This is a genomic window from Nonomuraea sp. B19D2 (assembly GCF_040137845.1).
GTDB lineage: Bacteria > Actinomycetota > Actinomycetes > Streptosporangiales > Streptosporangiaceae > Nonomuraea.
This window is the reverse complement of record NZ_JBEFAK010000056.1, coordinates 16,417-39,605: the sequence shown is the minus strand read 5'-3', so window position 1 is coordinate 39,605 and position 23,189 is coordinate 16,417. Positions and strand designations below refer to the sequence as shown.

The following is a 23,189-nucleotide window of genomic DNA, read 5'->3' as shown; positions in this document are numbered from 1 at the left end:
CGCCTTACTTACGTGCACACCCTGGCCGGCGCGCCGGAGCAGGCGCTGCTGAGCATGCGCAGGCTGTGGCCGGCGGCGACCACGGCTGCGTCAGCCACCCCCCTCGCGAGGCATCCGCGAAATCGCCGGCGCCTCGTACGCGATCGCGGCTTCCCAGACGAAAGCGGGGGGAAATATGCATGCGGAATCTTTGGAAGAGGCAACGGCGCTCGAGCGGGCTGTGTCCGGCTTCGTCGAGCTGCGCCCGCGCCTGTTCGGCATCGCCTATCGGATGCTCGGCAGCGTGGTGGAGGCCGAGGACATCCTTCAGGAAGTCTGGTTGCGCTGGCAGAACACCGACCGCGCGACCATCGACAACCCCTCGGCGTTCCTGGCGTTGATCACCACCCGTCTGGCCATCAACGTGGCCCAGTCCGCCCGTTCGCGGCGCGAAGCCTACATCGGGCCCTGGCTGCCCGAACCCGTCGACACCAGCCTCGACCCCACGCTGGGCGCCGAGCGGGGCGAAGCGCTCGAACTCGCCTTCCTGCTGCTGCTCGAGCGGCTCACCCCCACCGAGCGGGCCGCCTATGTGCTGCGCGAGGCCTTCGTCTACCCCTACACGCAGATCGCGGACATCCTTCAGGTCAGCCCGGTCAACGCCCGCCAGCTCGTGAGCCGCGCCCGCAAACGTCTGACCACCCAACGCCACGAGCCCATCGACAAGATCGAGCATCGGCGCCTGCTGACGGCCTTCCTCGACGCCGCGCAGACGGGCAACGTCGCCGCCCTCGAAGACCTCTTCGCCGCGGACGTCGTCAGCTCTTCCGACGGCGGCGGCCTCAGAGGAGCGGCACGATTCCCCCTCCTGGGCGGCACCCGCGTGGCGTAGTCCGTCGCCGCGTACGCGCCACGTTCTGACGGGCACGGTAAGAGATGCCTGCCCAGGTCGCGATCGGGGCTGCGGCACCTGACGGATTGTCGGAGATGATCTCTAGGGTGCCACGCATGACGTGTTCATGTGGTTCGGCAGAGGCGGCCTCATGACGGCCTGGGCGCAGGTCCGCGACCGCATCGCCGCCCGCGACGCCCGCGTTCTGGCCGGCCCCGGCGGGGCGGCCGGAGATGCTGAGCTGGTGACAGCAGGTCAGTAGGGGGCCACCCAGGTCTTGAGCGCGATGATGGCCAGTCCGAGTGCGAGGTTGGCGACCCCGGAGATGACCACGATCCGCGCGGAGGAGCCGGCGTTGACGGCGGCGGCGACAGCCCAGGCGACCTGGCTCGTGACCGCGACACCCAGCGCCACCCAGGTCGCGACCACGTCGGACAGGCCCAGCGCCGAGGCGAAGGCGGCGCCCACGGCAGGCGGGAACGAGGCCTGAGCCACCGGCCAGTCCTGGCGAGCGGCCACGCGGAGCCGCTGCCAGGTCAGGGTGTGCGTGCCGTGAGTCACCACCGAGGCGTAGACGTGGGCGATCCAGAACACCACACCCGTGCAGAGCAGCACGACCACGAGGTGCCCCGCCGAGATCGGCGAGCCGTCCACTGCGGTGCCGGCCGCGACCGAGGCGGCCAGCAGCGAACCGTACACGGCCCCCGCGAACTCGGCCCGCTCCGGGGCTCCGTCGGTGTCACGCGTGCTCATGGCAGCAGTGTCGTCGGGAGCGTGCCGGGGCGGGCCGGTCGGCGTGCGGGATGATGCCTAGTTTTGGGCTGTTAGAGAAGATCGCCATCCGGGGTCATGTCATCGCCCGTGGAAGGTCATGTCATTGACCGGGGAAAGGTGTCCAGTTCCCCAGGTACGCCCGCACGGTGTGCTCGCGTGCCTGGTCGTCGGTGAGCTGCGGCCGGTCCGCCGTGACGGCTGCGCCGGGCCCGGTGTTGCGGTACTCGGCGAAGCGGCCCTCGCCCGCCCACGGATCGTCCTTGACGTGCGCGCCCAGCCAGGAGTCGCGGACCACGACGTCACCTGAGCGTCCCAGGGAGACGGACTTGGCGGCGTCGCCCTCCAGGCGGCTGCCGGCGATGAGGACGTTGCCGCCCGCGGTCACGTTGCCGGGGGCGAGCGACTTGACCACGCAGCGGTCCAGGACGGCGGTGCCCTGGCCGCGGACGATGTCCACGTCGCCCTCCACGTGACAGTCGCGCAGGTAGGCCAGGCCGTCGGCCTGGTAGGTGCCCTCGTCGCCGAGGAAGCGGGTGCCCTTGAAGGCGATCCGGTCACCGGCCGTCTGCACGGCGGGCGCCGGGCCGGGGGCGACCGACTCGTCGTAGGCGTTCTGCAGCGTGACGTCCTCGACCGTGATGCCGGTGCCGAGCACGCCGAAGGTGGCGCTGTCCGTGGTCCCCCAGGTGCCGCCGTAGAACTTCGCGCCGTTCGCGGGCAGTTCGTACGTGATGACGACGTCCTCGGCCCGGCCGGTCGCACCCTTGATCGTGAGATCGCGACGGTCCGGCCAGACCCTGACCAGCTCCCGGTAGACGCCCGGCTTGACCGTGATCACCGCGCCGCGCGGGGCCGCCCCGACGGCCGCCTGCACGCTGCCGAAGTCGCCGGTGCCGTCGAGCGCGACGGTGATGCGGCGCGGCGCGGGCCGCTCCCCGCCGAGGGGTCCGGCGCCGCGGGTGACGATGGCGGGCACCCGCTCGGCCGGGTCGAGCCGGTACGCGTAGTGGGCGGACGGGTCGAACGCGGCGCCCACGCTGTCGGTGCGCCCCCGGGTGCCGTCGAACACGTTGCCGCGCTGGACCACCTGCGAGGCCGGGTCCTTGGCCACGATCGGGTCGGGCACGGACCGGTAGTAGCTGTTCTCGACGACCAGCTTGCCGCTGCCGCGGATCATGGTCCCGTACATCCCGATGTCCTGGACGTAGTTGTTGTACAGGTGCGCGGCCTCGGTGTTGTCGATGCTGGCGTTGCGCTGGAAGGTCCCGCGGATCCAGTTGTGGTGCATCGTCACCTTGGTCACCACGTTCGAGGTCCAGCCGACGCCGATGGCCTTGTTGTGGTCGCTGAACACGTTCCAGGAGACGGTGACGTAGTCGCTGTCCTTGCGGATGTCGAGCAGGCCGTCCCCGGTCCGGGTGAAGCGGTTGTGATCGATCCACACGTGGTGGGCGCCGTCCATCTGCACCCCGTCGTAGTCCTTGCTCTTGCCGTCCCAGTCGCCGGGGACGTAGGAGTCACGGATGGTGAGGTTGCGGATGATGACGTTGTGCACCTGGCCGAGGAAGAAGCCGCCCTGGACGATCTCGGCGCCCGCGCCGTCGCCGACGATGCTCTTGTCGGAGGCGACCGCGATCTCCTTGCCGTACGGCTCCATCCGGATGGAGCCCTTGACCTTGATGACGTACGGCTCCGCCGCGGTGGCGTACCGCTCCAGGTCGGCCTGGTTGTCCACGGTCACGGTGGGCCCGGCCGCGCCGCCGGTGGTGCCGTCCACGCCGAGGGCGGTCAGCGAGGCGAACCCGTCGGCCCGCTCAGACCACCCCGTGGCCGCCGACGCCGGGGCGGGGGCGGCCGCCGTCAGCGCCGCCGCCACGAGCAGGGCGGAGAGGAGCATCCTCATCAGGACCCTCCGTTGCGCTGCTTGTAGGCGGCCTGCGCCGCGGTCAGCTTGGCCGCGAACTGGTCCAGGAAGTCCTTGGCGGTGAGCTGGCCGAGCAGCACCTTCTGGAACAGCGGCTCCGCCCACGTCTTGGTGATCTCGTTGAACTCCGGCAGGTGGTAGGGCATCTGCACCACCTTGGTCGCCGGGTCGTTCATCACCCGCTGCGCCTCGGTGATGTGGGCGGCCTTGGACGGCGGCACGTCGGTGTTGGCCGGGATGACACCGCTCTTCTCGGCGATGTAGCCGCCCATGTCCTTGGCGGCGAAGAACTCCGCCAGCTTGAACGCGGCCTCCTTGTTCTCGGAGCCGGAGAAGACGCCGACGCCGCCGACCGGGTTGGACAGCACCGACTGGACCCCGGAGTCGGACTTGGGCACGGAGAAGGAGGCCACCTTGTCGGGGCCCAGCGCCTTGATGTGGTCCTGGTAGGAGCCCAGGTTGTGCTGCATGACGGCGATGCTGCCCGCCGTGTCGAACTGGGCGACCATCTTGACGTAGTCGTTCTGCAGGTCGCCCTCGGGCGTGTTCTTCTTGTAGAGCCCGGCGTACTTCTCCAGCGCCGTCACGTTGCGCGGGTCGTTGAGCGTGGCCTTGCCCGAGGCGTCGAAGAACTCCGTGATCCCCGACTGGCCGTAGACGACCTCCAGCATCTGGGCGATGGAGCCGGCGCCGCCGCGGATGGTGAAGCCGAACCTGTTCTCGCTCGGCTTGGTCAGCTTGTCCACCGCCGTGAAGAACTCGCTCCACGTCTTCGGCGGCTCGAGTCCCGCCTCCTTGAACCAGTCCTTGCGGTACCAGAACGCCCCGGCGTTGGTGGACAGCGGGATGATGTACGTCTTGTGGTCCGGCACGATGTTCTTGACCGTCGCCACGAGCGCCTCGTTGAACTTGCCGTTCAGCGCCGGGTTGGCGGCGATGCGCTCGTCCACGGGCTCCAGCGCCTTCTGCGCGACGAGGTTGCCGAGCCCCGAGGTGGAGATGTCGGCCACGTCCGGCACGCCGCCGCCGGCGATGGCGGTGTCGATCTTCTGTGGCGCCTGGGCGATCGGCACCCCCACGTAGTTGACGTCGATGGTCGGGTTGGCCTTCTCGAACTCGGCGATGGCGTGCTGCCAGATCGGCGTGCGGGCCGGACCCGCGTTGGTGTCCCAGAAGGTGATCTTGGTCTTGCCGTCGGAGCCCGTGTCCGAGCCGCACCCGGCCAGCACGGTGGCGGCCAGCGCGAGCGCGGCGATCGGCGCGTGTCGTCTCATTGCCCTCTACCTTTCGATGTCCACGGTGAACGCCCCGAAGATCGCCTGGCCGGTGCCGTCCCCCGCGGCGAACAGGCCGAGCACGGCCCCCACCCATCGGCCCTGGGTGGCCTGGAAGGGTGCGCCGAGCTCGCACAGCCCGTCGCCGGTGTCGGCCAGGAACGTGACGAGCGCGCCCTCTTCGATCCGCGCTCCGATGACGACGCCGTCGCGGACCGGCACGGGTTCCAGGTCCCCGCACACCAGCACCGGCCCGTCCGGCGTGCTCCGCACTCCGGCGTGGGCGTAGGTGTCGCCGAGCACGACGAGGCCCGCCTCGCCTTCGCCGTCGAGGGTGAGGGTGGTGGTGACCGTGCACGGGTCGCCGGGCACCCGCTGCCCGAGCATGGACGGACGCTGCCTCAGATCCTCCGGCCCTGGCACGCAGGCCAGGCGGAGCGTGCCGTCCCGCAGTTCCCACCAGGAGGGGTCAGGGTTGGCCTGCCAGCTCCACTGCAGCCCGAGCGCTGGTCCGGCGAAGTCGTCGGAGGTCGCCGGGGCGCTCGGGGTCCCGCCTTCGACGGGCACGGGCCACTCGGCCACCGGCTCGCCGTTGTCGCCCATCGCCGGCCAGCCGTCCTCGCCCCAGGTCATGGGCTGCAGGTGCACGACCCGGCCGTAGGGCCCGCGGTCCTGGAAGTGCATGAACCAGTGCTCGCCGGACGGGGTGTCCACCCAGCCGCCCTGGTGAGGGCCGTTGACGTCGGTATCGCCCTGTTCGAGCACGATGCGGTCCTCGTACGGGCCGAAGATCGACTCGGCGCGGAAGACCGACTGCCAGCCCTGCTCGACGCCGCCGGCCGGCGCGAAGATCCAGTAGACGCCGTCGCGCTTGTAGAGCTTGGGTCCTTCCAGGGTCCGGTAGCCGGGCAGCAGGTCGGCGTCGATGACCAGCGTGCCCTCGTCCAGCACCTGGCGGGCGTCCGGGGTCATGCGGTGCAGGGTGAGCCGGTTGTTGACGCCGGCGCGGCTCTTGGCCCAGCCGTGCACGAAGTAGGCCTGGCCGTCGTCGTCCCACAGCGGGCACGGGTCGATGAGCCCTTTGCCCGGCTTGACGATGTGCGGCTCGCTCCACGGGCCGCGCGGGTCGGCGGCGTTGACCTGGCAGATGCCCACGTCCGGGTCGCCGTAGAAGATCCAGAACCGGCCGTCGTGATGGCGCAGCGACGGCGCCCACACCCCGCACCCGGGCCGCACGTCGTCGTAGCCGCTGGTGGTGGCATGCCCGATGATCGTCCAGTTGACCAGGTCACGAGAGTGCAGGATCGGCAGTCCGGGCACCTTGGTGAAGGTGGAGGCGGTCAGGTAGAAGTCCGCGCCGACGCGGATCACGTCGGGATCGGACCAGTCGGCGTTCAGTACGGGGTTGCGGTAGGTCGCGGTCATCCCTTCACCGCCCCGGCCGACAGCCCCTGGACGAGGTAGCGCTGGATGAAGGCGAAGACGATGACGACGGGCAGTGCGGCGATGACGCCGCCGGCGGCGAGGGCGCCGAGGTCGACGCTGTTCTCGCCGAGGTTGTAGGCCAGGCCCACGGGCACGGTGAACTTCTCCTGGTCGTTGATGAACATGAGGGCGAAAAGGAAGTTGTTCCAGCTGTGGATGAAGGCGAACGAGCCGACCGCCACCAGCGCCGGGCGCAGCAGCGGCAGCACGATGGCCAGGAAGCCGCGTAGCCGCGAGCAGCCGTCCACCCAGGCCGCCTGCTCCAGCTCGTACGGGATGTTCCTGATGAAGCCGCTGATGAGGATCAGCGAGAGCGGCAGCTGGAAGACCGTCTCCGCGATGACCAGGCTCCACAGCGAGTTGGTCAGCGCCAGGGTCCGGAAGATCTCGAACAGCGGGATGATCATCAGGGCGCCCGGGATGAACTGCGTGCACAGCATCCCGACCATGAACGCGCCCTTGCCGCGGAAGTCGTAGCGGGCCAGGGCGTACCCGCCCGCCAGGGCCACGACCGTGGTGGCGATCAGGGAGGCGATGCCGACGAGCAGGCTGTTCTGGAAGAAGACGGCGAACCCCATCCCATTCCAGACCGTGTCGAAGTGCTCGAACGTGATCGGCCACGGCACGATCGACATCGATCCCGCCGGGCGGAAGGCGAAGACCAGCATCCAGTAGAACGGCACCAGCGTGAACAGCAGGTACAGGGCGAGCGGGACGTAGATCTGCCAGCGGGACACGCGGTTGGCCCGGGCTCGCACCGGGGCGGACACGACGCGCGGACGTTCGGACACCAGGGTCATGACTTCGCCCCGAACTTGCTCAGACGCAGGTAGACGATGGAGAAGAAGGTGAGGATCAGGAACGCCACGGTGGTCAGCGCCGTGGCGTAGCCGAAGTCGTGCGACTGGGCGGCCAGCCCGGCGACGTACAGCGGCAGCGTGGTGGTCTGGTGGGCCGGCCCGCCGCCGGTCAGCGTGTACAGCAGGTCGACGTTGTTGAACTCCCACACCGAGCGCAGCAGCGTGGACAGGATGATCGCGTCCCTCAGGTGCGGCAGGGTGATGTGGAAGAACCTGCGCATCCGGCTCGCGCCGTCCACGGAGGCGGCCTCGTAGAGCTCCTTCGACACCGACTGCAGGTCGGCCAGGAGCAGGATCGCGAAGAACGGCACCCCGCGCCACAGCTCGGCCACCACGGCCGACCAGAACACGGTGTTCGGGTTGGCCAGCGGCGCTGCGCCGTACTCCATGAGCCCCAGGTCGGCCAGGTAACGCGACACACCGGTGAGCGGGTTGTAGAGCAGGACCCAGATGGCGGTGGTCAGCACGCCGGAGACGGCCCACGGCGAGAAGACCAGGGCCCGCGAGATCGCCCGGCCGATGAAGCTCTCGTTGACGATCAGCGCGAGCCCGAGCCCGAGCACGAACTGGAGCGCGACCTCGACGACCACCCAGCGGGCGGTGAAGCCGAGGCTCTGCCAGAAGAGGGGGTCCTCGAACAGCAGCCGGCGGAAGTTGTCGAGCCCGGCGAAGCCGTTGTCCCAGGGCTTGGTCACGTTGTACCGCTGGAGGCTGTAGTAGATCACGCTGGCCATCGGGTAGACGAGGAACCCGAGCATCGCGACCACCGACGGGGCGATCAGCAGGTAGGGCGTCAGCGGGCCCCGGCGAGGACGACGGGTCGCTGGAACGGCGGCCACGTATGCGACTCCTTTGTTACGGTTCCGGCCGTTATGCCGGGGTGCTGCAATCGGTTGCAGGAAACGTTGCGGTAGCACGGACGCAACGTCAATGGCCTGTGGCGGCACGGGAGGCCGCTGAGCAGGCGAAATCGCTACAATCCCGAAATTTTTCGGTGCGATGGTCTGGTGGCCTGCGGACTCCACGGAGCACAGTGTGAGGATGACCGGCGAAGACCCGACCACGACGTTGCCCAAGCTCGCGCGGATCGCCCGTGAGGCGGGCGTTTCCGTGGCAACCGTTTCCAAGGCGCTCAACGGCAGGCCGGACGTGTCGGCGCACACTCGCCGTCTGATCGCCGAGGTGCTGGAGCGGCTCGGCTATCCCGCGCAGCGCCTCAAGCCTGCCAAGGGCAGCATGGTCGACGTCGTTCTCCAGGGGCTGGGCTCGCCGTTCGCGCTGGCGATCCTCGAGGGCGTGGAGGAGGCCGCCTGGCGGCTGGGCGTGGACCTGGTCGTCTCCGCCGTGGTCGACCGTACCAAGCACGGCCAGCCACCGCCCGCCTGGATGGACCGGATCAGCGCGCGGGACAGCGCCGGCGTCCTGCTCGTACGCACCATGCCGACCACCGCGCAGCGGGCCTGGATGGCCGACCACGGCATCCCCGCGGTGATCGTCGAACCGCGCCGCGACCCCCCGCGGAGCATGCCCGTCGTCACCTCCACGAACCTGGCCGGCGCCCGCGCCGCCACCGAGCATCTCATCGGCCTGGGCCACGAGCGCATCGCCATCGTGACCGGCCGCCCCGGGGTGCCGTGCGCCAGGGAGCGGCGGGCCGGCTACCGCCGGGCCATGGCCGCGGCGGGCCTGAAGGCGGACCCGCGATGGGAGGTGTGCGGCTATTTCCAGATGGACAATGCCCGCGCGGCCACCAAGGAGATGCTCGACTCGCTCCCCGAGCCGCCGACCGCCGTCTTCGCCTGCTCCGACGTCATGGCGCTCGGGGTCTACCAGGCGCTCGGCGAGTGCGGGCTGCAGGTGCCCGGCGACGTGAGCGTGGTCGGCTTCGACGACTCGCTGGCGGCGGTGTACGCCGTGCCGGGGCTGACGACCGTCCGCCATTCGTGGCCGGAACTGGGCGCGGCCGGGCTCACCGCCCTGCTGTCCAGTGGCCCGCCGGAGCGGGTGGAGGTGCCGACCACTCTCGTCGTGCGGTCCAGTACCGCTCCCGCATGAAAGTTTCATGCGGCACCTCTGCTTTTCGTCCCGATTTAGTTTCATCGGTTGACATAACCGGCCGGATGCTCCTTCCTCAGTGGCTACGAGGAAGGAGAACACGAAATGGTCGTGCGCAAACGCGCAGGCACCGCGCTCCTGGCGGCGACGGCGATTGTCTGCGGGGCACTGTCACAGCCCGCGCAGGCGGCCGCCGCGCCCGTGGCGGGCGGTGTCTACCAGCTCAAGGTGACCAAGAGCGGCATGTGCCTGGACGTCGTGGGCGGTTCGCCGGACAACGGCGCGCTGCTGCAGCAGTGGGGCTGCTCGGGTGACACCTGGCAGCAGTTCACCGTGGTGTCCGGCGGGTCGGGGACCTACACCCTTCGCAACGTGAACAGCGGCCGGTGCCTCGACGTGCCGAACGGGGCGGCCACCAGCGGGCTGCGGCTACAACAATGGGGATGCGGCGACGGCACCAAGAGCAACCAGTTGTGGCGGTTCGTCGCCTCGGGCAGCGGTACGTACCAGGTCGTCAGCGCCGCCACGGGGCTGTGCATGAGCGACGAGGGCGCCTCCACCGCCTCCGGAGCCGCGATCATCCAGGAGACCTGCACCGCCAACACCAACAAGCAATGGGCCTTCGACCCCGTCTCGAGCGTCAAGCCCACGGTCGCGGCGGACGGTTCCGGCACGTACCGGACGGTGCAGGCCGCCGTCGACGCCGTGCCCGCGGGCAATGCCGGCCGGGTCACGATCACCATCGCGCCGGGGACCTACCGCGAGATCGTCCGGATCCCCTCGACCAAGCCGTACATCACGCTCCAGGGCCTCGGCTCCTCGGCGGCCGGCGTCGTCATCGTCAACAACCACCACGCGGGCGAGTACGGGACGTCCGGCAGCGCGACCGCGTTCGTCGACGGCCATGACTTCATTGCCACGAACCTGACGATCTCCAACGACTTCGACGAGAGCTCGGCCTCCAGCGGCCACCAGGCGGTGGCGCTCAACCTGAACGCCGACCGGGCCCGCTTCTCCAACGTGCGCCTGCTCGGCGACCAGGACACCTTCCTGGTCAACAACGCGGCCCGGGCCTACGTCTCGAACTCGTACGTGGAGGGCACCGTCGACTTCATCTTCGGCGGCGGCACCATCGTCTTCGACAACTGCGACATCTACGAGAAGCGCGCCAGCGGCGCTCCGATCACCGCCGCCAGCACTGACGCCGCGAAGACCTACGGTTTCCTGTTCTACCGGTCCAGGATCACCGGAGCGGCCGCGTCCGGCACCACCAGCCTGGGCCGTCCCTGGCGCCCCGACGCCCAGGTGCTCTACCGGGAGTCCACGCTCGGGTCCCTGATCAGCACCGCCCAGCCGTGGACCGACATGTCCTCCAATTCCTGGAAGAACGCCCGCTTCTTCGAGTACCGGAACAGCGGGGCGGGAGCCGGGACGAACGCCAACCGGCCCCAGCTCACCGACGCCCAGGCCGCGAACTACACGCCGCAGAAGTACCTCGCCGGGTCCGACGGCTGGAACCCCGTCGGCTGACCCCGCGCTTTCGGAAGGACAAGCATGCGTTTCACGAACATCCGCACGCGCGCGGCCCTCGCGGTCCTCGCCGTGCTGGCCTCACTCGGGATCGTGTCCTCTCCCGCCCGGGCGGACACGCCCGTGGCGGGCGGCGTTTACCAGCTCAAGGTGACCAAGAGCGGCATGTGCCTGGACGTCGTGGGCGGTTCGCCGGACAACGGCGCGCTGCTGCAGCAGTGGGGCTGCTCGGGTGACACCTGGCAGCAGTTCACCCTCCGGTCCTCGGGCTCGGGCGTCTACAACCTGGTCAACGTCAACAGCGGGCGCTGCGTCGACGTCCCGAGCGGCTCCACCACCTCCGGGGTGCGCCTGCAGCAGTGGGGATGCGGCGACGGCACCAAGGCCAACCAGCAGTGGCGCCTGACCGCGTCCGGCAGCGGCACGTACCAGATCGTCAACGTGGCCAGCGGCCTGTGCATGAGCGACCAGGGCGCCTCCACCGCCGCCGGAGCCGCGATCATCCAGGAGACCTGCACGGCCAACACCAACAAGCAGTGGCTGTTCACCTCCGTCGGCGGGCGCGCCTGGTCCAACGCCGCCGACGGGTTCGCCGCCACCAGCGGCAACGGCCTGACGACCACCACCGGCGGCGCCGCCGGGGCCACGGTCACCGTCACCACCTATGCCGACCTGGTCAAGTACGCCACCGCCGGCGAGCCGTACGTCATCAAGGTCAACGGCGCCATCACGGTCACGCCGTACGGCACCGAGATCAGGGTCGCCTCCAACAAGACGATCGTCGGCGTCGGCACCAGGGGCCACATCGTCAACGGCGGCTTCTTCCTCGGCGCCGGCGTGAGCAACGTCATCATCCGCAACCTGACCATCCGTGACACCCGCATGGCCGACGACGACCCCGGCGACGACGCCTACGACTACGACGGCATCCAGATGGACACCGCCCACCACGTCTGGATCGACCACAACACCATCACCCGCATGAATGACGGGCTGATCGACAGCCGCAAGGACACCAGCTACCTCACCGTGTCCTGGAACGTCCTGGCGCAGAACAACAAGGCCTTCGGCATCGGCTGGACCGAGAACGTCACGGCGCGGATGACGATCCATCACAACTGGATGCGCGACACCAACCAGCGCAACCCCAGCACCGACAACGTCGCCTACGCGCACCTCTACAACAACTACCTGCAGAACGTCACCAGCTACGGCAACTACTCGCGCGGCGCCACCAAGATGGTGATCGAGAACAGCTACTACGACACGGTCAAGGACCCCTTCTACCCCGACTCCACCGCCCAGCTCCGCCAGAGCGGCAGCATCCTGGTCAACTGCACCGGCAAGCAGACCACCAGCGGCTCGGCCTTCACCCCGAGCTCGTTCTACTCCTACAGCCTCGACCCGGCCGCCGACGTGCCGTCCCTGCTCAGGACGTACGCGGGCCCTCAGGCCAACATCGGCACCTGACGCGCCGGCGCCTCACCTGCGCGGCGCGCGCAGGTGAGGCGCAGAACGCCTCTAGTACTGTGATCACATGGCCGGAGTTTTCAGGGTGTTCCACGCTTCTCCCGACGATGGGGATGCGCTTGGTGAGATCCACGCGGAGTCCTGGAAAGTTGCTTATACCGGCTTCTTCAGCCCAGAGTTCGGTGATGCGGCGGTGAGCCATCGGCGCAGCAAATGGCATGGCGTGCTCGCCGAGGGCAAGGACACCGTCATGCTGGCGGCGTTGGACGGGCGACCGCTGGCCTTCTCCTACTTCGGCTCCTCGCCGGAACAACCCGGGTCGGCGGAGATCTTCGGCTTCTACGGTCACCCGGATGGCTGGGGGAGCGGCATCGCGCAGGCCCTGATGACCGCCTCACTGGACAGGATCCGCGAGCAGGGCTTCAAACGGGTCCATCTGTGGACACTCCGTGACACGCCTCAGTCGCGCCGCTTCTACGCCAAGAGCGGCTTCGCCGAATCCGGTGCGGTCCGCGACCACGACTTCGGTGACGGCAACCCGATCGCGCAAGTGGAGTACCAGCTCATCTTCCCCTGAAATCATCGGGCAACACGCCTGTATCCATCACCGCTCGAGTATCGCTGCGCGTGTCGGGGACTTACCGGGTATGGGTGGAACCATGATCTTTTTCAGGCGGGCGATCCCAGTCACCGTACTCAGTCTTCTCGTCATCCCGATCGTCGCCGTCCTGCCCGCGACAGCCGACGCGCGCAAGCGGTCAGAAGCCGAGGCCGGGGCGCTGGCCCGCCGCATGCTGGCCCAGTTGAAGGTGGCCAGGCCATTATCGATCCGCGGCTACAGCCACCAGCGGTTCATGCCTCGATGGGCTCATCACAAAGGCAAGTGCAATTCGCGAGAGGTGGTCCTGGCCCGCGACGGGCGACGCGTGCGCAAGAACGCGGCCTGCCACCCCGTCAAGGGCGTCTGGTACAGCCCGTACGACGGTAAGTGGCTGAAAAGCGAGAAGCAGGTCGACGTCGACCATGTCGTGCCGCTGTCGTACGCCTGGCGCTCCGGCGCCAGCAGATGGAGCCAGGCGCGCCGGCGCGCCTTCGCCAACGACCTCACCCGCCCGGAGCTGATCGTGGTCAGCCACTCCGCCAACGTCGCCAAGGGCGGCAAGGGCCCGCAGAGCTGGCGCCCGCCGCGCCGCGCCTACTGGTGCCGGTACGCGACCTCGTGGATCACCGTGAAGCATCACTACCGGCTCTTCGTGACCAAGAAGGAGAAGGTGGCCCTGCTCAACATGCTCCGCACCTGCCGGGGGCGCTGATCGCCCGGCAAGGCCCTGGGTGTCGGATTGACGGCGGCGCCTTCAGATGGTCATGTCGTGTGTAACACCCTACGAGAGGCAGGTGCACGCGTATGTCCCAGCCGAAGGATCAGGGCAGGAAGCAACCACGCAGGATCCACGAGAAGAAGGTCAGGACCCGCGGGGAGGAGACGACCTGGCACAAGCCCGACTACCAGGTCGTCGAGGCGTCGATGGAGATGTCCGCGTACTTCCTGGCCACCAGGTAGGCCGGGGATCGCCGTGCGACTGCAGGTGCTCGGCACCGCGGCCGGTGGCGGCGTGCCCCAGTGGAACTGCGCGTGCCCTGGATGCTCCGGGGCGCGCGCCCACCCGGGCCGGCGGCGGCGCCACGCCAGCCTCGCCGTTCAGCGGGCCGGCGGCTGTTACGTCGTCAACGCCACGCCCGACATCGCCGACCAGATCGAGGCGTGCGCATGGCTGCGCCCCGGCCCGGGCCCGCGGCAGTCACCGCTGAAGGGCGTGATCCTCACCGACGCCGAGCTCGACCACACGATCGGCCTGCTGCGGCTGAGAGAGGCCGACACGCTGGAGGTGCACTCGACCCCGGCGGTACGGCAGGCACTGCGGCCCTTCGCCGACATCCTCCGGCCCTACCTCCAGCTCACCTGGGCCGACGCCGACGCCATACCTGTTTCCGGCCCGGTTTCCGGCAAGCGTCCTCGCTACGCCGCCGGCGCCCCCGATTCCCCGGGCTGGGTGTCCGCGTTGCGCCTCACCGACGGCGCCGCCACGCTGATCTACGCTCCCGCCATGGGGGTGTGGCCTGACGAGCTGGACGAGGCGTTCGCCGCGGCCGACTGCGTGATCGTCGACGGCACGTTCTGGGACGACGACGAACCCCGGCGCACCGGGATCTCCGCCAAGACCGCCACCGAGATGGGCCATCTGCCGATCACGGCCACCATGGAGCGCCTGTCCCGGCTGCCGGGCCGCTGCCTCTACACCCACTTCAACAACACCAACCCCCTCGTGGACCCGGCGGCCGAACAGCACAAGGTGCTGGCCGAGCTGGGCGTCGAGGTGGCCGCCGACGGGATGGTGATCGATCTGTGAACGGCTTCGAGGCGGAGCTGCGTGCCGTACCGGAGAAGCGTTACCACCACCTGCACCCGTTCAACCAGCGCATGCACGCGGGCGAGCTGAGCCGCGACGAGCTGCGGGGCTGGATACTCAACCGCTTCCACTACCAGCGGCACATCCCGATCAAGGACGCGTTCATCGTCGGCAAGCTGGCCACGCCCGAGTTGCGCCGGATGTGGCTGCGCCGGATCCAGGACCACGACGGCACGACGCCGGGGGAGGGCGGCATCGAGCGGTGGCTGCGCCTCGGCGAGGCCGCCGGGCTGGATCGCGACCTGCTGCTGTCGGGCGAGGGCGTGCTGCCGGGCGTGCGGCTCGCGGTCGACGGCTACGTCAACCTGTGCCGCAACGGCTCCGTGCTGGAGGCCGTGGCCGCCTCGCTGACCGAGCTGTTCGCACCCGACCTGATGCGTACGAGGATCGCCGCCTTCGAACGGCACTATCCGTGGATCGACCCGGAAGGGCTGCGCTACTTCCAGATCCGCGTCTCCCAGGGTCGCCGGGACAGCGGCGAGGCGTTGAGCCTGGTCCTCAACTGGGCGCGCAGCCGTACCGACCAGGACAAGGCCGTCGCGGCGCTCGCCTACAAGTGCGACGTGCTGTGGGCGCTGCTCGACGCGGTGGACGGGGCGTACCGGTGACGGCGCCCTCGGGGTGGCGTCCGGCGCTGTCCCGCTCGGCCCTGCTCCGTCACGATCCGGTACGGCAGGCGGAACTGCTCATCGTGCCCGAACGGATCGTCGTGCTGAACGAGGAGGCGGCGGCCATCGTCGGGCTCTGCGACGGGCGGCGGACCGTGGCCGACATCGTGGCGGAGATCGTGGCGGAGTTCCCCGGGGGCGTCGAGGCCGACGTGGTGGAGTTCCTCGACCGCGTGCGTGCCGAGGGATGGCTGCGGTGAACCCGCCGTGGGCCATGCTGGCCGAGCTCACGCACGCGTGCCCGCTGCGCTGCCCGTACTGCTCGAACCCGGCCGAGCTCGCGGCCAGATCGAGCGAGCTCAGCACGGGGGAGTGGCAGCGGATCATCCGGGAGGCGGCGGCGCTCGGCGTGGTGCACGCCCACCTGTCCGGCGGCGAGCCGCTGCTCAGGCGCGACCTGACGCGGATCGTGGCCACGGCCGACCGGGAAGGCGTCTACACGCAGCTCGTCACCAGCGGCGTCGGGCTGACGGAGCGCCGGCTCGGCGAGCTGGCCGGGGCGGGGCTGCGCAGCGTGCAGCTGTCGGTCCAGTCGGCCACCGCGGGGGAGTCGGACCGGATCGCCGGGGTCAGATCGTTCGCGCGGAAGGAGCGGGCGGCCGCCGTCGTGGCGGCGAGCGGGCTGCCGCTCGGGCTCAACGTCGTGCTGCACCGGGCGAACCTCGACGCCGTGGGCGAGATCATCGAGCTCGGGCTGGTGTGGGGTGCGGAGCGCATCGAGCTGGCCAACACCCAGTTCTACGGGTGGGGCCTGCGCAACAGGGCGGCGCTGCTGCCCACCAGGGAGCAGCTGGCCCGCGCGGAGGCCGTCGTACGGAAATATCGCGAGAAAACGGATGTCGAGCTGATCTGGGTGGTTCCCGATTACTTCGACGGCGTGCCCAAGCCCTGCATGGGCGGATGGGGCGCGATCTCGATCACCGTCGCGCCCGACGGCAGGGTGCTGCCCTGCCCGGCCGCCTACGACCTGCCGCTGGAGCTGCCGAACGCCCGTGACCGCTCGCTCGGCTGGATCTGGGAGCACTCGTCCGCGTTCAACGCCTACCGGGGGACCGCCTGGATGAGCGGGCCCTGCGCCGGTTGCCCGCGCAGGGAGCTCGACTTCGGCGGTTGCCGTTGCCAGGCCTATGCGATCACCGGCGACGCCGGGCGTACCGACCCGGCCTGCGCGCTGTCACCGGACCACCACCTGATCTCCGAGCTCGCCGGCGGCGGCACCTGGACGTACAGGTCGCCGGCCCCGTCGGGCGGCAATTTGACGGATAAATGACGATTTATGGCAGTAGTTTGCCGGATCGTTCACATAGCCTTCATGGCCCCTTCATAGCCTCTAGGAGATGGCAAAGCTGACAAAAGCCGCCGGGCGGGGCATGCTCGTCGCCCTCGTCTTGGTGGCCTGCGCCGCCGGCCTGAGCGGGACCGCTCTCTTGACCGCCGACGATGAGCCTGAGAGTCCTCCGGTCACGGCGTCGGTCTCCGGCTCGGGCTCGACCGCGCAGAAGGGCGCGATGGACGCCTGGCGTGCCGACTTCTACCGGATGCGCCCCGACCTGCGGGTGGACTACCGGGCCAACGGATCGGGGGCCGGGATCCGCGAATTCATCCAGGGCAAGACCGCGTTCGCCGGCTCCGACGTCGCGATGCGCCCCTGCGAACAGGCGCAGGCCGACAGGCGCTGCGGCGGCAAGGCGGTGCACCTGCCCATGGTGGTCGGCCCCATCGCGGTGACCTACAACCAGCCGGCCGTGCCGGATCTGAAGCTTTCGCCCGCCACCCTGGCCGGCATCTTCAGCGGGCGGATCACCACATGGGACGCCCCGGAGATCGCCGCCGACAACCGCGGCACGCGCCTGCCGCACACCGGCATCCGGGTCTTCCACCGCTCCGACGACTCGGGCACGACCCACAACTTCACCACCTATCTCAAGGCGGCGGGCCGCTGGCCGTACCAGCCGTCCAGGAAGTGGCGCGGCTCCGGGCAGGGCGCCGCGGGCTCCACGGGGATCACGGAGGCCGTCCAGCACACCGAGGACTCCATCGGGTACGTGGAGTACGGGTTCGCCAGCAACGCCAGCCTGCGCACCGCCAAGGTGCGCAACGCCTCCGGGCAGTTCGTCGCGCTTTCGCCCGAGAGCGCCACCAGTGCCGTAGCGGACGCCCGGATCGTCGGCGAGAACGATGATCTGGTGGTGAAGTTCGACTACCTGACCAGGAGCAGGGACGCCTACCCCATCGTCCTGGTCACCTACGAGATCACCTGCGCGAAGAACACCGACTCCGTCGCGCGGGCCTTCCTGACCTACACCGCGGGCAACGCCGGCCAGTCCTCCCTGTCCCTGTACGGCTACGCCCCGCTCCCGCCCGACCTCGTCGCCAAGGTGCGCGCCCAGCTCGGCGTCACCAGCTGAACCGCCGGCGGTTTAACCGTTTACACAGATGGGCGGCCAGTTCCTGAGTTGACGTGCCCGATTTGCCTGCGCCATCATCCGTTCAAGCGGTTACATGGGCTTACCGGGACAGAGGGAGGTCGGATGCCTCGTCGGGCCATGCCCGAAGACGGACGGCCCCGCCCCTCGACGATCCGGGACGTGGCCAGACACGCCGGCGTCTCGGTCGCCACCGTCTCCCGGATCCTCTCCGGCACCTATCCCAGCGCTCCCGCGACGCGCGGCAAGTCCAGGACCCGGCCGCGCGCGAAGGCCGGCTGTGCATCGTCGGCACCACCGGCGGCGACCCCGAGCGGGAGCTCGCCACGGTCCAGCTGCTGCGGGAGGAGCACGCGGAAGCCGTCATCCTCGTCGGCAACATGCCGGTCGACGACGCCTACCGCGAGCGCATGGCTCTCCGCCGGCCACAGACGCGTCCTGTTCCTGGGGCGGCGGGCCGGTTACACCACGCATGAGAGCCGGATCGCCGGCTACCGTTCGGCGCTGGCCGCGCACCGCGTCCCGCACGACCCCGGCCTGGAGGTCGACAGCGTGGTCATGGACCGGCGCGACGGCTACCGCATGATGCGTGAGCGGCTCGACGCCGGGCCACGAGACTTCACCGCCGTCTTCGCCGGGAACGACCTGATGGCCGCGGGCGCGCGCGAGGCGCTGCGCGAACGCGGGCTGCGGATTCCGGATGACGTCTCGCTGGCCGGCTTCGACGATCTTCCCCCGGCGGCCGACATCGGCCTCACCACCGTTCACGTGCCACACGAGGAGCTGGGCCGCACCGCCGTACGGCTGGCTCTGGAAAGCGACGCCGCGGGCACCGCCCAGCACGTCCTGCTCGGCACGCACATCGTCGTCCGCGATTCGGTACGCCCCAACCTGGAAGAACCGCTGTCACTCTGATGCTGCCACCCACCGATCTTCGACTGTCCCCGCACACCGGCTGGACCCGCGCTCACTGGGAGAGCATGGCGGACCACCTGCTGGACTCCGTGGTGCCGTACGCCACGGACGGCTTCGCCCAGTTCCGCCTGCCCGGTCCGGCGAGCCGGTCAGGCCCGGTGAGTGACGGTCTTGAAGGGTTCGCCCGCACGTTCCTGCTCGCGGCCTTCCGCATCGCCGGGGCAGGCGGCGCCGTACCGCCCGCCCTGCTGGAGCGCTACGCGGCGGGGCTGGTGGCTGGCACCGACCCCGCGCACCGGTACGCCTGGCCGCCCCTGGCCGACATGTCCCAGCCGCTCGTCGAAGCCGCGTCCGTGGCGCTCGCCCTGCACGAGACCCGCCCGTGGCTGTACGACCGGCTCTCTCCGGCGCAGCAGGAACGGGTGGTGGCGTGGCTGGCCGGGTTCGTCGGGCGGCGCACGCCGGACAACAACTGGGTGCTCTTCCAGGTGGTCGTGGAGCAGTTCCTGGCCGAGGTGGGCGGGCCGCACGACCCCGCCGAGATCATCGGCGGGCTGGAGCGGGTCGAGGACTGGTACGTCGGCGACGGCTGGTACTCCGACGGCAAGGGCAAGAACTTCGACTACTACTCCGGCTGGGCGATGCACCTGTATCCGTCGCTGTGGGCCAGAATGGCCGGCGACACCGCCCGCCGGCAGCTCTACGCGGCCCGCCTGAGCCGGTTCCTGGAGCAGTACCAGCATTTCTTCGCCGCCGACGGCGGGCCGCTGCACCAAGGACGCTCGCTCATCTACCGGTTCGCCACGGTCGCACCGCTCTGGCTGGGCGCGCTGACCGGGGCCTCGCCTCTTCCGCCGGGGCGCACCAGGCGGATCGCGAGCGGCGTGCTGCGCCACTTCGCCGAGCGCGGCGCCCCCGACGACCGCGGCCTGCTCACGTGCGGCTGGTACGACGACTTCCCGCCCGGCAAACAGGACTACTCCGGCCCCGCCTCGCCGTACTGGGCCAGCAAGGCCTTCCTCGGCCTGCTGCTGCCACCGGGGCACCCGGTCTGGACGGACGCCGAAGAGGCCGCGCCCATCGACCTCGCCGACCAGGTCGTGGCGATGCCCGCGCCCGGCTGGCTGCTGCACGCCACCCGCGAGGACGGCGTCGTCCGGATCGTCAACCACGGCAGCGACCGCGATCGCGTGCAGGATCCCCAGGGTCCGCCCGACCCCCACTACCTCAGGCTCGCCTACACCAGCCACACCGGCCCGGACATCGGCGACGAGGCGGTCGACGGGCAGCTCGCCGTGCTCGCACCGCAAGGAGCCGCCTCCCGGCGCCGCCGCATCGAGCCCCTCACGGTGGGGGAGCGCTTCGCCGCCTCGGCCTACCAGGACGGCCCGGTCCGCGTGGTGACCGCCTCCGTGATCGACGGCCCGGCCGAGATACGCCTCCACCAGGTCACGGCGCCCGCCGGGCACCAGGTGCGGGACGGCGGCCACGCGCTCGCCGACCGGCAGCCGCCCGCGACCCGATCCGAGGGCGTCCTGGCGCAGGCCCGGCGCGCGGACGGCCTGACCAGCGTGGTGCGCGGGCTGCACGGCTACACCGGGGCGGGCGTGTCGACCGCGGACGGTGTCAACGCCTTCGGCCGGCACTCCGCCACGCCGTACGTGACCTGCGACGCCCATCCCGGCGGCACCGCCGTGTACGTCAGCCTGGTCCTGCTCACGGGAGCCGGGCAGGAGCCGCCCGCGCCGGAGATAAAGGTCGACGGCGAGGAGGTCACCGTGACGTTGTCCGGTGGTGAGCCGGTCAAGATCCGTCTCGGTGACGTCACCGCCCCGCCGCACTGACGGGCACCGGCTGCGGGCGCCGCACTTCTCGGGTGATGATCGTCATGAGGAGGAGACGATGAACACCTCGGAGTGGTACAGGAGCTTCGCGGCCATGGAGGCACGCGGTCAATCCGCGATCTACGAGATGCTGGCGGGCCGGATCGCCGGCGACGCCGGCATGCTGGCCCTGCTCGAGGAGCTGCCCGAGCCGAAGCGGCAGCCGAACCTGCTGTTCGCAGCGGTGCGCTTCCTCGGCGGCCCGGTCGACGACTACCAGGCGTTCCGCACGTGGACGTCGGCCGAGTGGGACCGGGTGCGGCAGGCCATGAGCGAGCGCCGTACCCAGACGAACGAGCCGGGCCGGTGCGCCGTGCTGTTGCCGGTCCTCGCCGCCCTGCCGCAGCCCCTGGCGCTGATCGAGGTCGGCGCGTCGGCAGGGCTGTGCCTCTATCCGGACCGCTACCGGTACCGCTACGACGACGGGCCTGTGGCCGGGCCCGCCGCCGGCCCGGTCGTGCTCGAGTGCCACACGGATGGGCCGGTTCCGCTGCCCGGCGGGGTGCCCAGGGTGGTCTGGCGGGCCGGCGTGGACCTCAATCCGCTCGACGTGCACAGCGCGGAGGATATGCGGTGGCTGGAGTGCCTGGTCTGGCCGGAACAGCATGAGCGGCTGGCGCGGCTGCGGGGCGCCGTTCGCGTCGCCCGGGAGGAGCCCCCGCTGCTGGTACGCGGGGATCTCAACCAGATGATCGGGGAGCTGGTCGCCCGGGCCCCCGCGAATGCCACGCCGGTGGTCCTCCACACGTCTGTGCTGGCGTACCTGTCGATGGAGGAGCGGGAGGCCTTCGCCGAGCAGGTGCGGGCGCTGCCCTGCCGCTGGGTCTGCAGCGAGGCGGCCGGCGTCCTGCCGTTCGTGGACCGTCGCCTTCCCCGGCCGGCGCCCCGGGACCGCTTCGTCTGCGTCGTGGCTCTGGACGGGCGGCCGCTGGCCTTCGCCGGGCTCCACGGCCAGTTCCTGGACTGGTTCGGCTGAGGTCGCGTGGAGCTCAACGACTGCTGCGTGCGGTGGCGAGCAGGCGCAGCCGTTCGATGAAGACGACCTCCTGACCCTCCTGCACGCCGAGCGCGACGGCGACGTCGGGCCCGGCGTGCTGGAGGCAGGCGTTGAGCAGCCGCGCCGTGGGCTTGCGGCCCACGCCGTCGCCCTGCTCACGCCCGCGTAGACCATCAGGTCCTGCTCGGCGGGGATCAACGTGTCGGGCTCGCAGTCGCGGATCACCGCCCGCAGGCGCTCGCGCAGCTGGTGGTCAACGGTGGATCACTCCAGGGCTATGAGAGCCCAGGACTGGCCCGCAGCCAGCCCCGCCAGCTCGCGGCCGCACTCATGAAGCGCCTGCGGGCTCGAGGTGATGTGCGCGGTGCCGGTGTGGACGTCCCTGAACAGCCGCTGGATCAGCCCGTCGCGCACGGCAGTAGTGCCGCCCGACGCGTAGACGAACTGGGCCACCTCGGCGACCGTCCACGTGATGTGGTTGAGCGCGAGCCGCACCATCGTGTCCTGGCGTACGTCGAGGTGGCGGCCCGAGTCCAGGGCGCCTTCCACGTCGTCCCACGTCTCGTGCACCAGGGCCTTCGCCGCGCGGAACTTCGCCTCGGCGCGGGCGAAGCCGGCGTGGAAGGCGTCGCTGCCGGCGATCTGGCCGGTCCGCCCGGTCCGCGCCGCGACGTAGCCGATCAGCTCGTCGAGCAGCCGGCGGCCGACGCCGAGTGCCCAGGCGGAGTGGCAGATCAGCGCCTGGTTGACCAGGCCGAGCCGGTAGATCGCGCCGCCCCGCAGCGGCTCGTTCTGGTCGAAGACGTGCGTCTGCGACTCCGGTACGAAGGCGCCCTCGATGGCGTAGTCGATGCTGCCTGTCGCGCGCAGTCCCAGGACGTCCCAGTTGCCGACCATCTTGGCGTCCTCGATCGGGGTGATGAAGATCCGGGCCTCGTCGGTGCCCTCGACGGTGCCCAGGCTGTGGACGTACTGGGCGTGCAGCATGGCCGAGGCGAAGCTCCACTGCCCGCTGAGGCGGAAACCACCGTTCTCGCGTACGGCGGTGCCCGGCCGGGTGCCCTGGCCGGCGAAGAGCGGCATCCGCGGTCCCTTGAAGATCCGCTCGACGGCGTCGTCGCCCAGGTAGGCGCCGGCCGTGCCGTTCTCCAGTGTGGTGGCCATGACCACCCAGCCCGTCGAGGGGTCGGCGTACGAGAGCTCCTCGAAGACGGCGATGAGTTCCCTGGGGGACAGCTCGGCACCGCCGAGCGGCGTGGGGACCCATATGCCGAAAAGTCCTGCCTCGTGCAGGGCGTCCACGACGGGCGTGGTGAGCCTGCCCTGCGCCTCGGCGGCGTCGGCGTCGCGCTCGATCAGCGGGCGCAGGTCGCGGGCTCGCTCCAGCAGCGCGGTGCCGGCGGTGTGCAGTCGCGGCGTATCGCTCATGTCCAGGTGCTCCTGTTCGTGATCGTCGGCGCTCTTACTCCGTCAGATCACGTAAGTGCCGCGTTGTCCAGAGCCGGTGACGGGATCGGGCCGGGCCAGGCGTTCTGGTCAGCGGTTGGCGAAAGCGAGCCGGCGGCGGACCCACTGTCCGCCGCCGGCTG

The 23,189-nt window shown here is 70.2% G+C and carries 24 protein-coding genes; 16 read left to right on the top strand and 8 right to left on the bottom strand.

Translation table 11 applies throughout. The features are described 5' to 3' along the window. The first annotated feature begins 190 nt into the window (after positions 1-190). Positions 191-871, top strand: coding sequence for a sigma-70 family RNA polymerase sigma factor (locus tag ABN273_RS51320; protein ID WP_349457006.1), 681 nt, complete (start codon positions 191-193; stop codon positions 869-871). 127 nt (positions 872-998) lie between these two features. Further along, positions 999-1,133 carry a hypothetical protein gene (locus ABN273_RS51315; RefSeq protein ID WP_349457005.1) on the top strand — a complete coding sequence of 45 codons (135 nt, stop codon included), beginning with the start codon at positions 999-1,001 and terminating at the stop codon, positions 1,131-1,133. On the opposite strand, the gene ABN273_RS51310 is transcribed toward ABN273_RS51315, so the two are convergent. The 6 genes from ABN273_RS51310 to ABN273_RS51285 all read right to left on the bottom strand — a co-directional run bounded on the left by ABN273_RS51310 (position 1,127) and on the right by ABN273_RS51285 (position 8,027). Continuing rightward, positions 1,127-1,624, bottom strand: a complete 498-nt coding sequence (locus tag ABN273_RS51310; protein ID WP_349457004.1) for a hypothetical protein — start codon at positions 1,622-1,624, stop codon at positions 1,127-1,129. The two genes, ABN273_RS51315 and ABN273_RS51310, sit on opposite strands and share 7 nt — an antisense overlap. Before the next feature lie 121 nt (positions 1,625-1,745). Next, on the bottom strand, positions 1,746-3,548 hold the full coding sequence (locus tag ABN273_RS51305) for a pectinesterase family protein (protein WP_349457003.1): 1,803 nt from the start codon (positions 3,546-3,548) through the stop codon (positions 1,746-1,748). After that, positions 3,548-4,843 (bottom strand): ABC transporter substrate-binding protein, encoded by a 1,296-nt coding sequence (locus tag ABN273_RS51300; protein ID WP_349457002.1) that lies wholly within the window; start codon positions 4,841-4,843, stop codon positions 3,548-3,550. Before ABN273_RS51300 ends, ABN273_RS51305 begins: the two co-directional genes overlap by 1 nt. 6 nt (positions 4,844-4,849) lie before the next feature. After that, positions 4,850-6,268 carry a glycoside hydrolase family 43 protein gene (locus tag ABN273_RS51295; RefSeq protein ID WP_349457001.1) on the bottom strand — a complete coding sequence of 473 codons (1,419 nt, stop codon included), beginning with the start codon at positions 6,266-6,268 and terminating at the stop codon, positions 4,850-4,852. Further along, entirely contained in the window at positions 6,265-7,128 is an 864-nt protein-coding gene (locus ABN273_RS51290; RefSeq protein WP_349457000.1) for a carbohydrate ABC transporter permease, read from the bottom strand. The genes ABN273_RS51295 and ABN273_RS51290 overlap by 4 nt, the downstream gene beginning before the upstream one ends. Further along, positions 7,125-8,027, bottom strand: a complete 903-nt coding sequence (locus tag ABN273_RS51285) for a carbohydrate ABC transporter permease (protein WP_349456999.1) — start codon at positions 8,025-8,027, stop codon at positions 7,125-7,127. The genes ABN273_RS51290 and ABN273_RS51285 overlap by 4 nt, the downstream gene beginning before the upstream one ends. A 202-nt stretch (positions 8,028-8,229) precedes the next feature. On the opposite strand from ABN273_RS51285, the gene ABN273_RS51280 reads away from it, so the two are divergent. The 14 genes from ABN273_RS51280 to ABN273_RS51215 all read left to right on the top strand — a co-directional run bounded on the left by ABN273_RS51280 (position 8,230) and on the right by ABN273_RS51215 (position 21,579). Beyond that, positions 8,230-9,243 carry a LacI family DNA-binding transcriptional regulator gene (locus ABN273_RS51280; protein ID WP_349456998.1) on the top strand — a complete coding sequence of 338 codons (1,014 nt, stop codon included), beginning with the start codon at positions 8,230-8,232 and terminating at the stop codon, positions 9,241-9,243. A 111-nt stretch (positions 9,244-9,354) separates the two neighbouring features. Beyond that, positions 9,355-10,773 (top strand): pectinesterase family protein, encoded by a 1,419-nt coding sequence (locus ABN273_RS51275; RefSeq protein WP_349456997.1) that lies wholly within the window; start codon positions 9,355-9,357, stop codon positions 10,771-10,773. A 24-nt stretch (positions 10,774-10,797) separates the two neighbouring features. Then, positions 10,798-12,243 carry an RICIN domain-containing protein gene (locus ABN273_RS51270; protein ID WP_349456996.1) on the top strand — a complete coding sequence of 482 codons (1,446 nt, stop codon included), beginning with the start codon at positions 10,798-10,800 and terminating at the stop codon, positions 12,241-12,243. Between the two features lie 67 nt (positions 12,244-12,310). Then, the gene (locus ABN273_RS51265; protein ID WP_349456995.1) at positions 12,311-12,820 is read left to right on the top strand and encodes a GNAT family N-acetyltransferase; all 510 of its coding nucleotides are present in this window, start codon (positions 12,311-12,313) and stop codon (positions 12,818-12,820) included. An 82-nt stretch (positions 12,821-12,902) separates the two neighbouring features. Then, positions 12,903-13,556: an HNH endonuclease family protein gene (locus tag ABN273_RS51260; RefSeq protein ID WP_349456994.1), complete on the top strand. Its 654-nt coding sequence runs from the start codon at positions 12,903-12,905 to the stop codon at positions 13,554-13,556. Between the two features lie 92 nt (positions 13,557-13,648). After that, positions 13,649-13,804 (top strand): hypothetical protein, encoded by a 156-nt coding sequence (locus ABN273_RS51255; RefSeq protein WP_349456993.1) that lies wholly within the window; start codon positions 13,649-13,651, stop codon positions 13,802-13,804. A gap of 13 nt (positions 13,805-13,817) precedes the next feature. Beyond that, positions 13,818-14,651 carry a pyrroloquinoline quinone biosynthesis protein PqqB gene (gene pqqB / locus ABN273_RS51250; RefSeq protein WP_349456992.1) on the top strand — a complete coding sequence of 278 codons (834 nt, stop codon included), beginning with the start codon at positions 13,818-13,820 and terminating at the stop codon, positions 14,649-14,651. Then, positions 14,648-15,319: a pyrroloquinoline-quinone synthase PqqC gene (gene pqqC / locus ABN273_RS51245; protein WP_349456991.1), complete on the top strand. Its 672-nt coding sequence runs from the start codon at positions 14,648-14,650 to the stop codon at positions 15,317-15,319. The genes pqqB and pqqC overlap by 4 nt, the downstream gene beginning before the upstream one ends. Next, positions 15,316-15,579: a pyrroloquinoline quinone biosynthesis peptide chaperone PqqD gene (gene pqqD, locus ABN273_RS51240; RefSeq protein ID WP_349456990.1), complete on the top strand. Its 264-nt coding sequence runs from the start codon at positions 15,316-15,318 to the stop codon at positions 15,577-15,579. The genes pqqC and pqqD overlap by 4 nt, the downstream gene beginning before the upstream one ends. Further along, positions 15,576-16,649, top strand: a complete 1,074-nt coding sequence (gene pqqE / locus ABN273_RS51235; RefSeq protein ID WP_349456989.1) for a pyrroloquinoline quinone biosynthesis protein PqqE — start codon at positions 15,576-15,578, stop codon at positions 16,647-16,649. Before pqqD ends, pqqE begins: the two co-directional genes overlap by 4 nt. A 67-nt stretch (positions 16,650-16,716) precedes the next feature. Next, positions 16,717-17,787 carry a phosphate ABC transporter substrate-binding protein PstS gene (gene pstS / locus ABN273_RS51230; protein WP_349456988.1) on the top strand — a complete coding sequence of 357 codons (1,071 nt, stop codon included), beginning with the start codon at positions 16,717-16,719 and terminating at the stop codon, positions 17,785-17,787. A 180-nt stretch (positions 17,788-17,967) separates the two neighbouring features. Then, on the top strand, positions 17,968-18,720 hold the full coding sequence (locus tag ABN273_RS51225; RefSeq protein WP_349456986.1) for a LacI family DNA-binding transcriptional regulator: 753 nt from the start codon (positions 17,968-17,970) through the stop codon (positions 18,718-18,720). Further along, complete coding sequence (locus ABN273_RS51220; protein ID WP_349456985.1) at positions 18,720-20,564, top strand: DUF2264 domain-containing protein; 1,845 nt, start codon at positions 18,720-18,722, stop codon at positions 20,562-20,564. The genes ABN273_RS51225 and ABN273_RS51220 overlap by 1 nt, the downstream gene beginning before the upstream one ends. 58 nt (positions 20,565-20,622) lie before the next feature. After that, positions 20,623-21,579 (top strand): DUF2332 domain-containing protein, encoded by a 957-nt coding sequence (locus tag ABN273_RS51215; protein ID WP_349456984.1) that lies wholly within the window; start codon positions 20,623-20,625, stop codon positions 21,577-21,579. A gap of 13 nt (positions 21,580-21,592) precedes the next feature. On the opposite strand, the gene ABN273_RS51210 is transcribed toward ABN273_RS51215, so the two are convergent. After that, positions 21,593-21,742 (bottom strand): UTRA domain-containing protein, encoded by a 150-nt coding sequence (locus ABN273_RS51210; RefSeq protein WP_349456983.1) that lies wholly within the window; start codon positions 21,740-21,742, stop codon positions 21,593-21,595. A gap of 122 nt (positions 21,743-21,864) precedes the next feature. Beyond that, positions 21,865-23,028, bottom strand: a complete 1,164-nt coding sequence (locus ABN273_RS51205; protein WP_349456982.1) for an acyl-CoA dehydrogenase family protein — start codon at positions 23,026-23,028, stop codon at positions 21,865-21,867. Positions 23,029-23,189 lie beyond the last annotated feature (161 nt).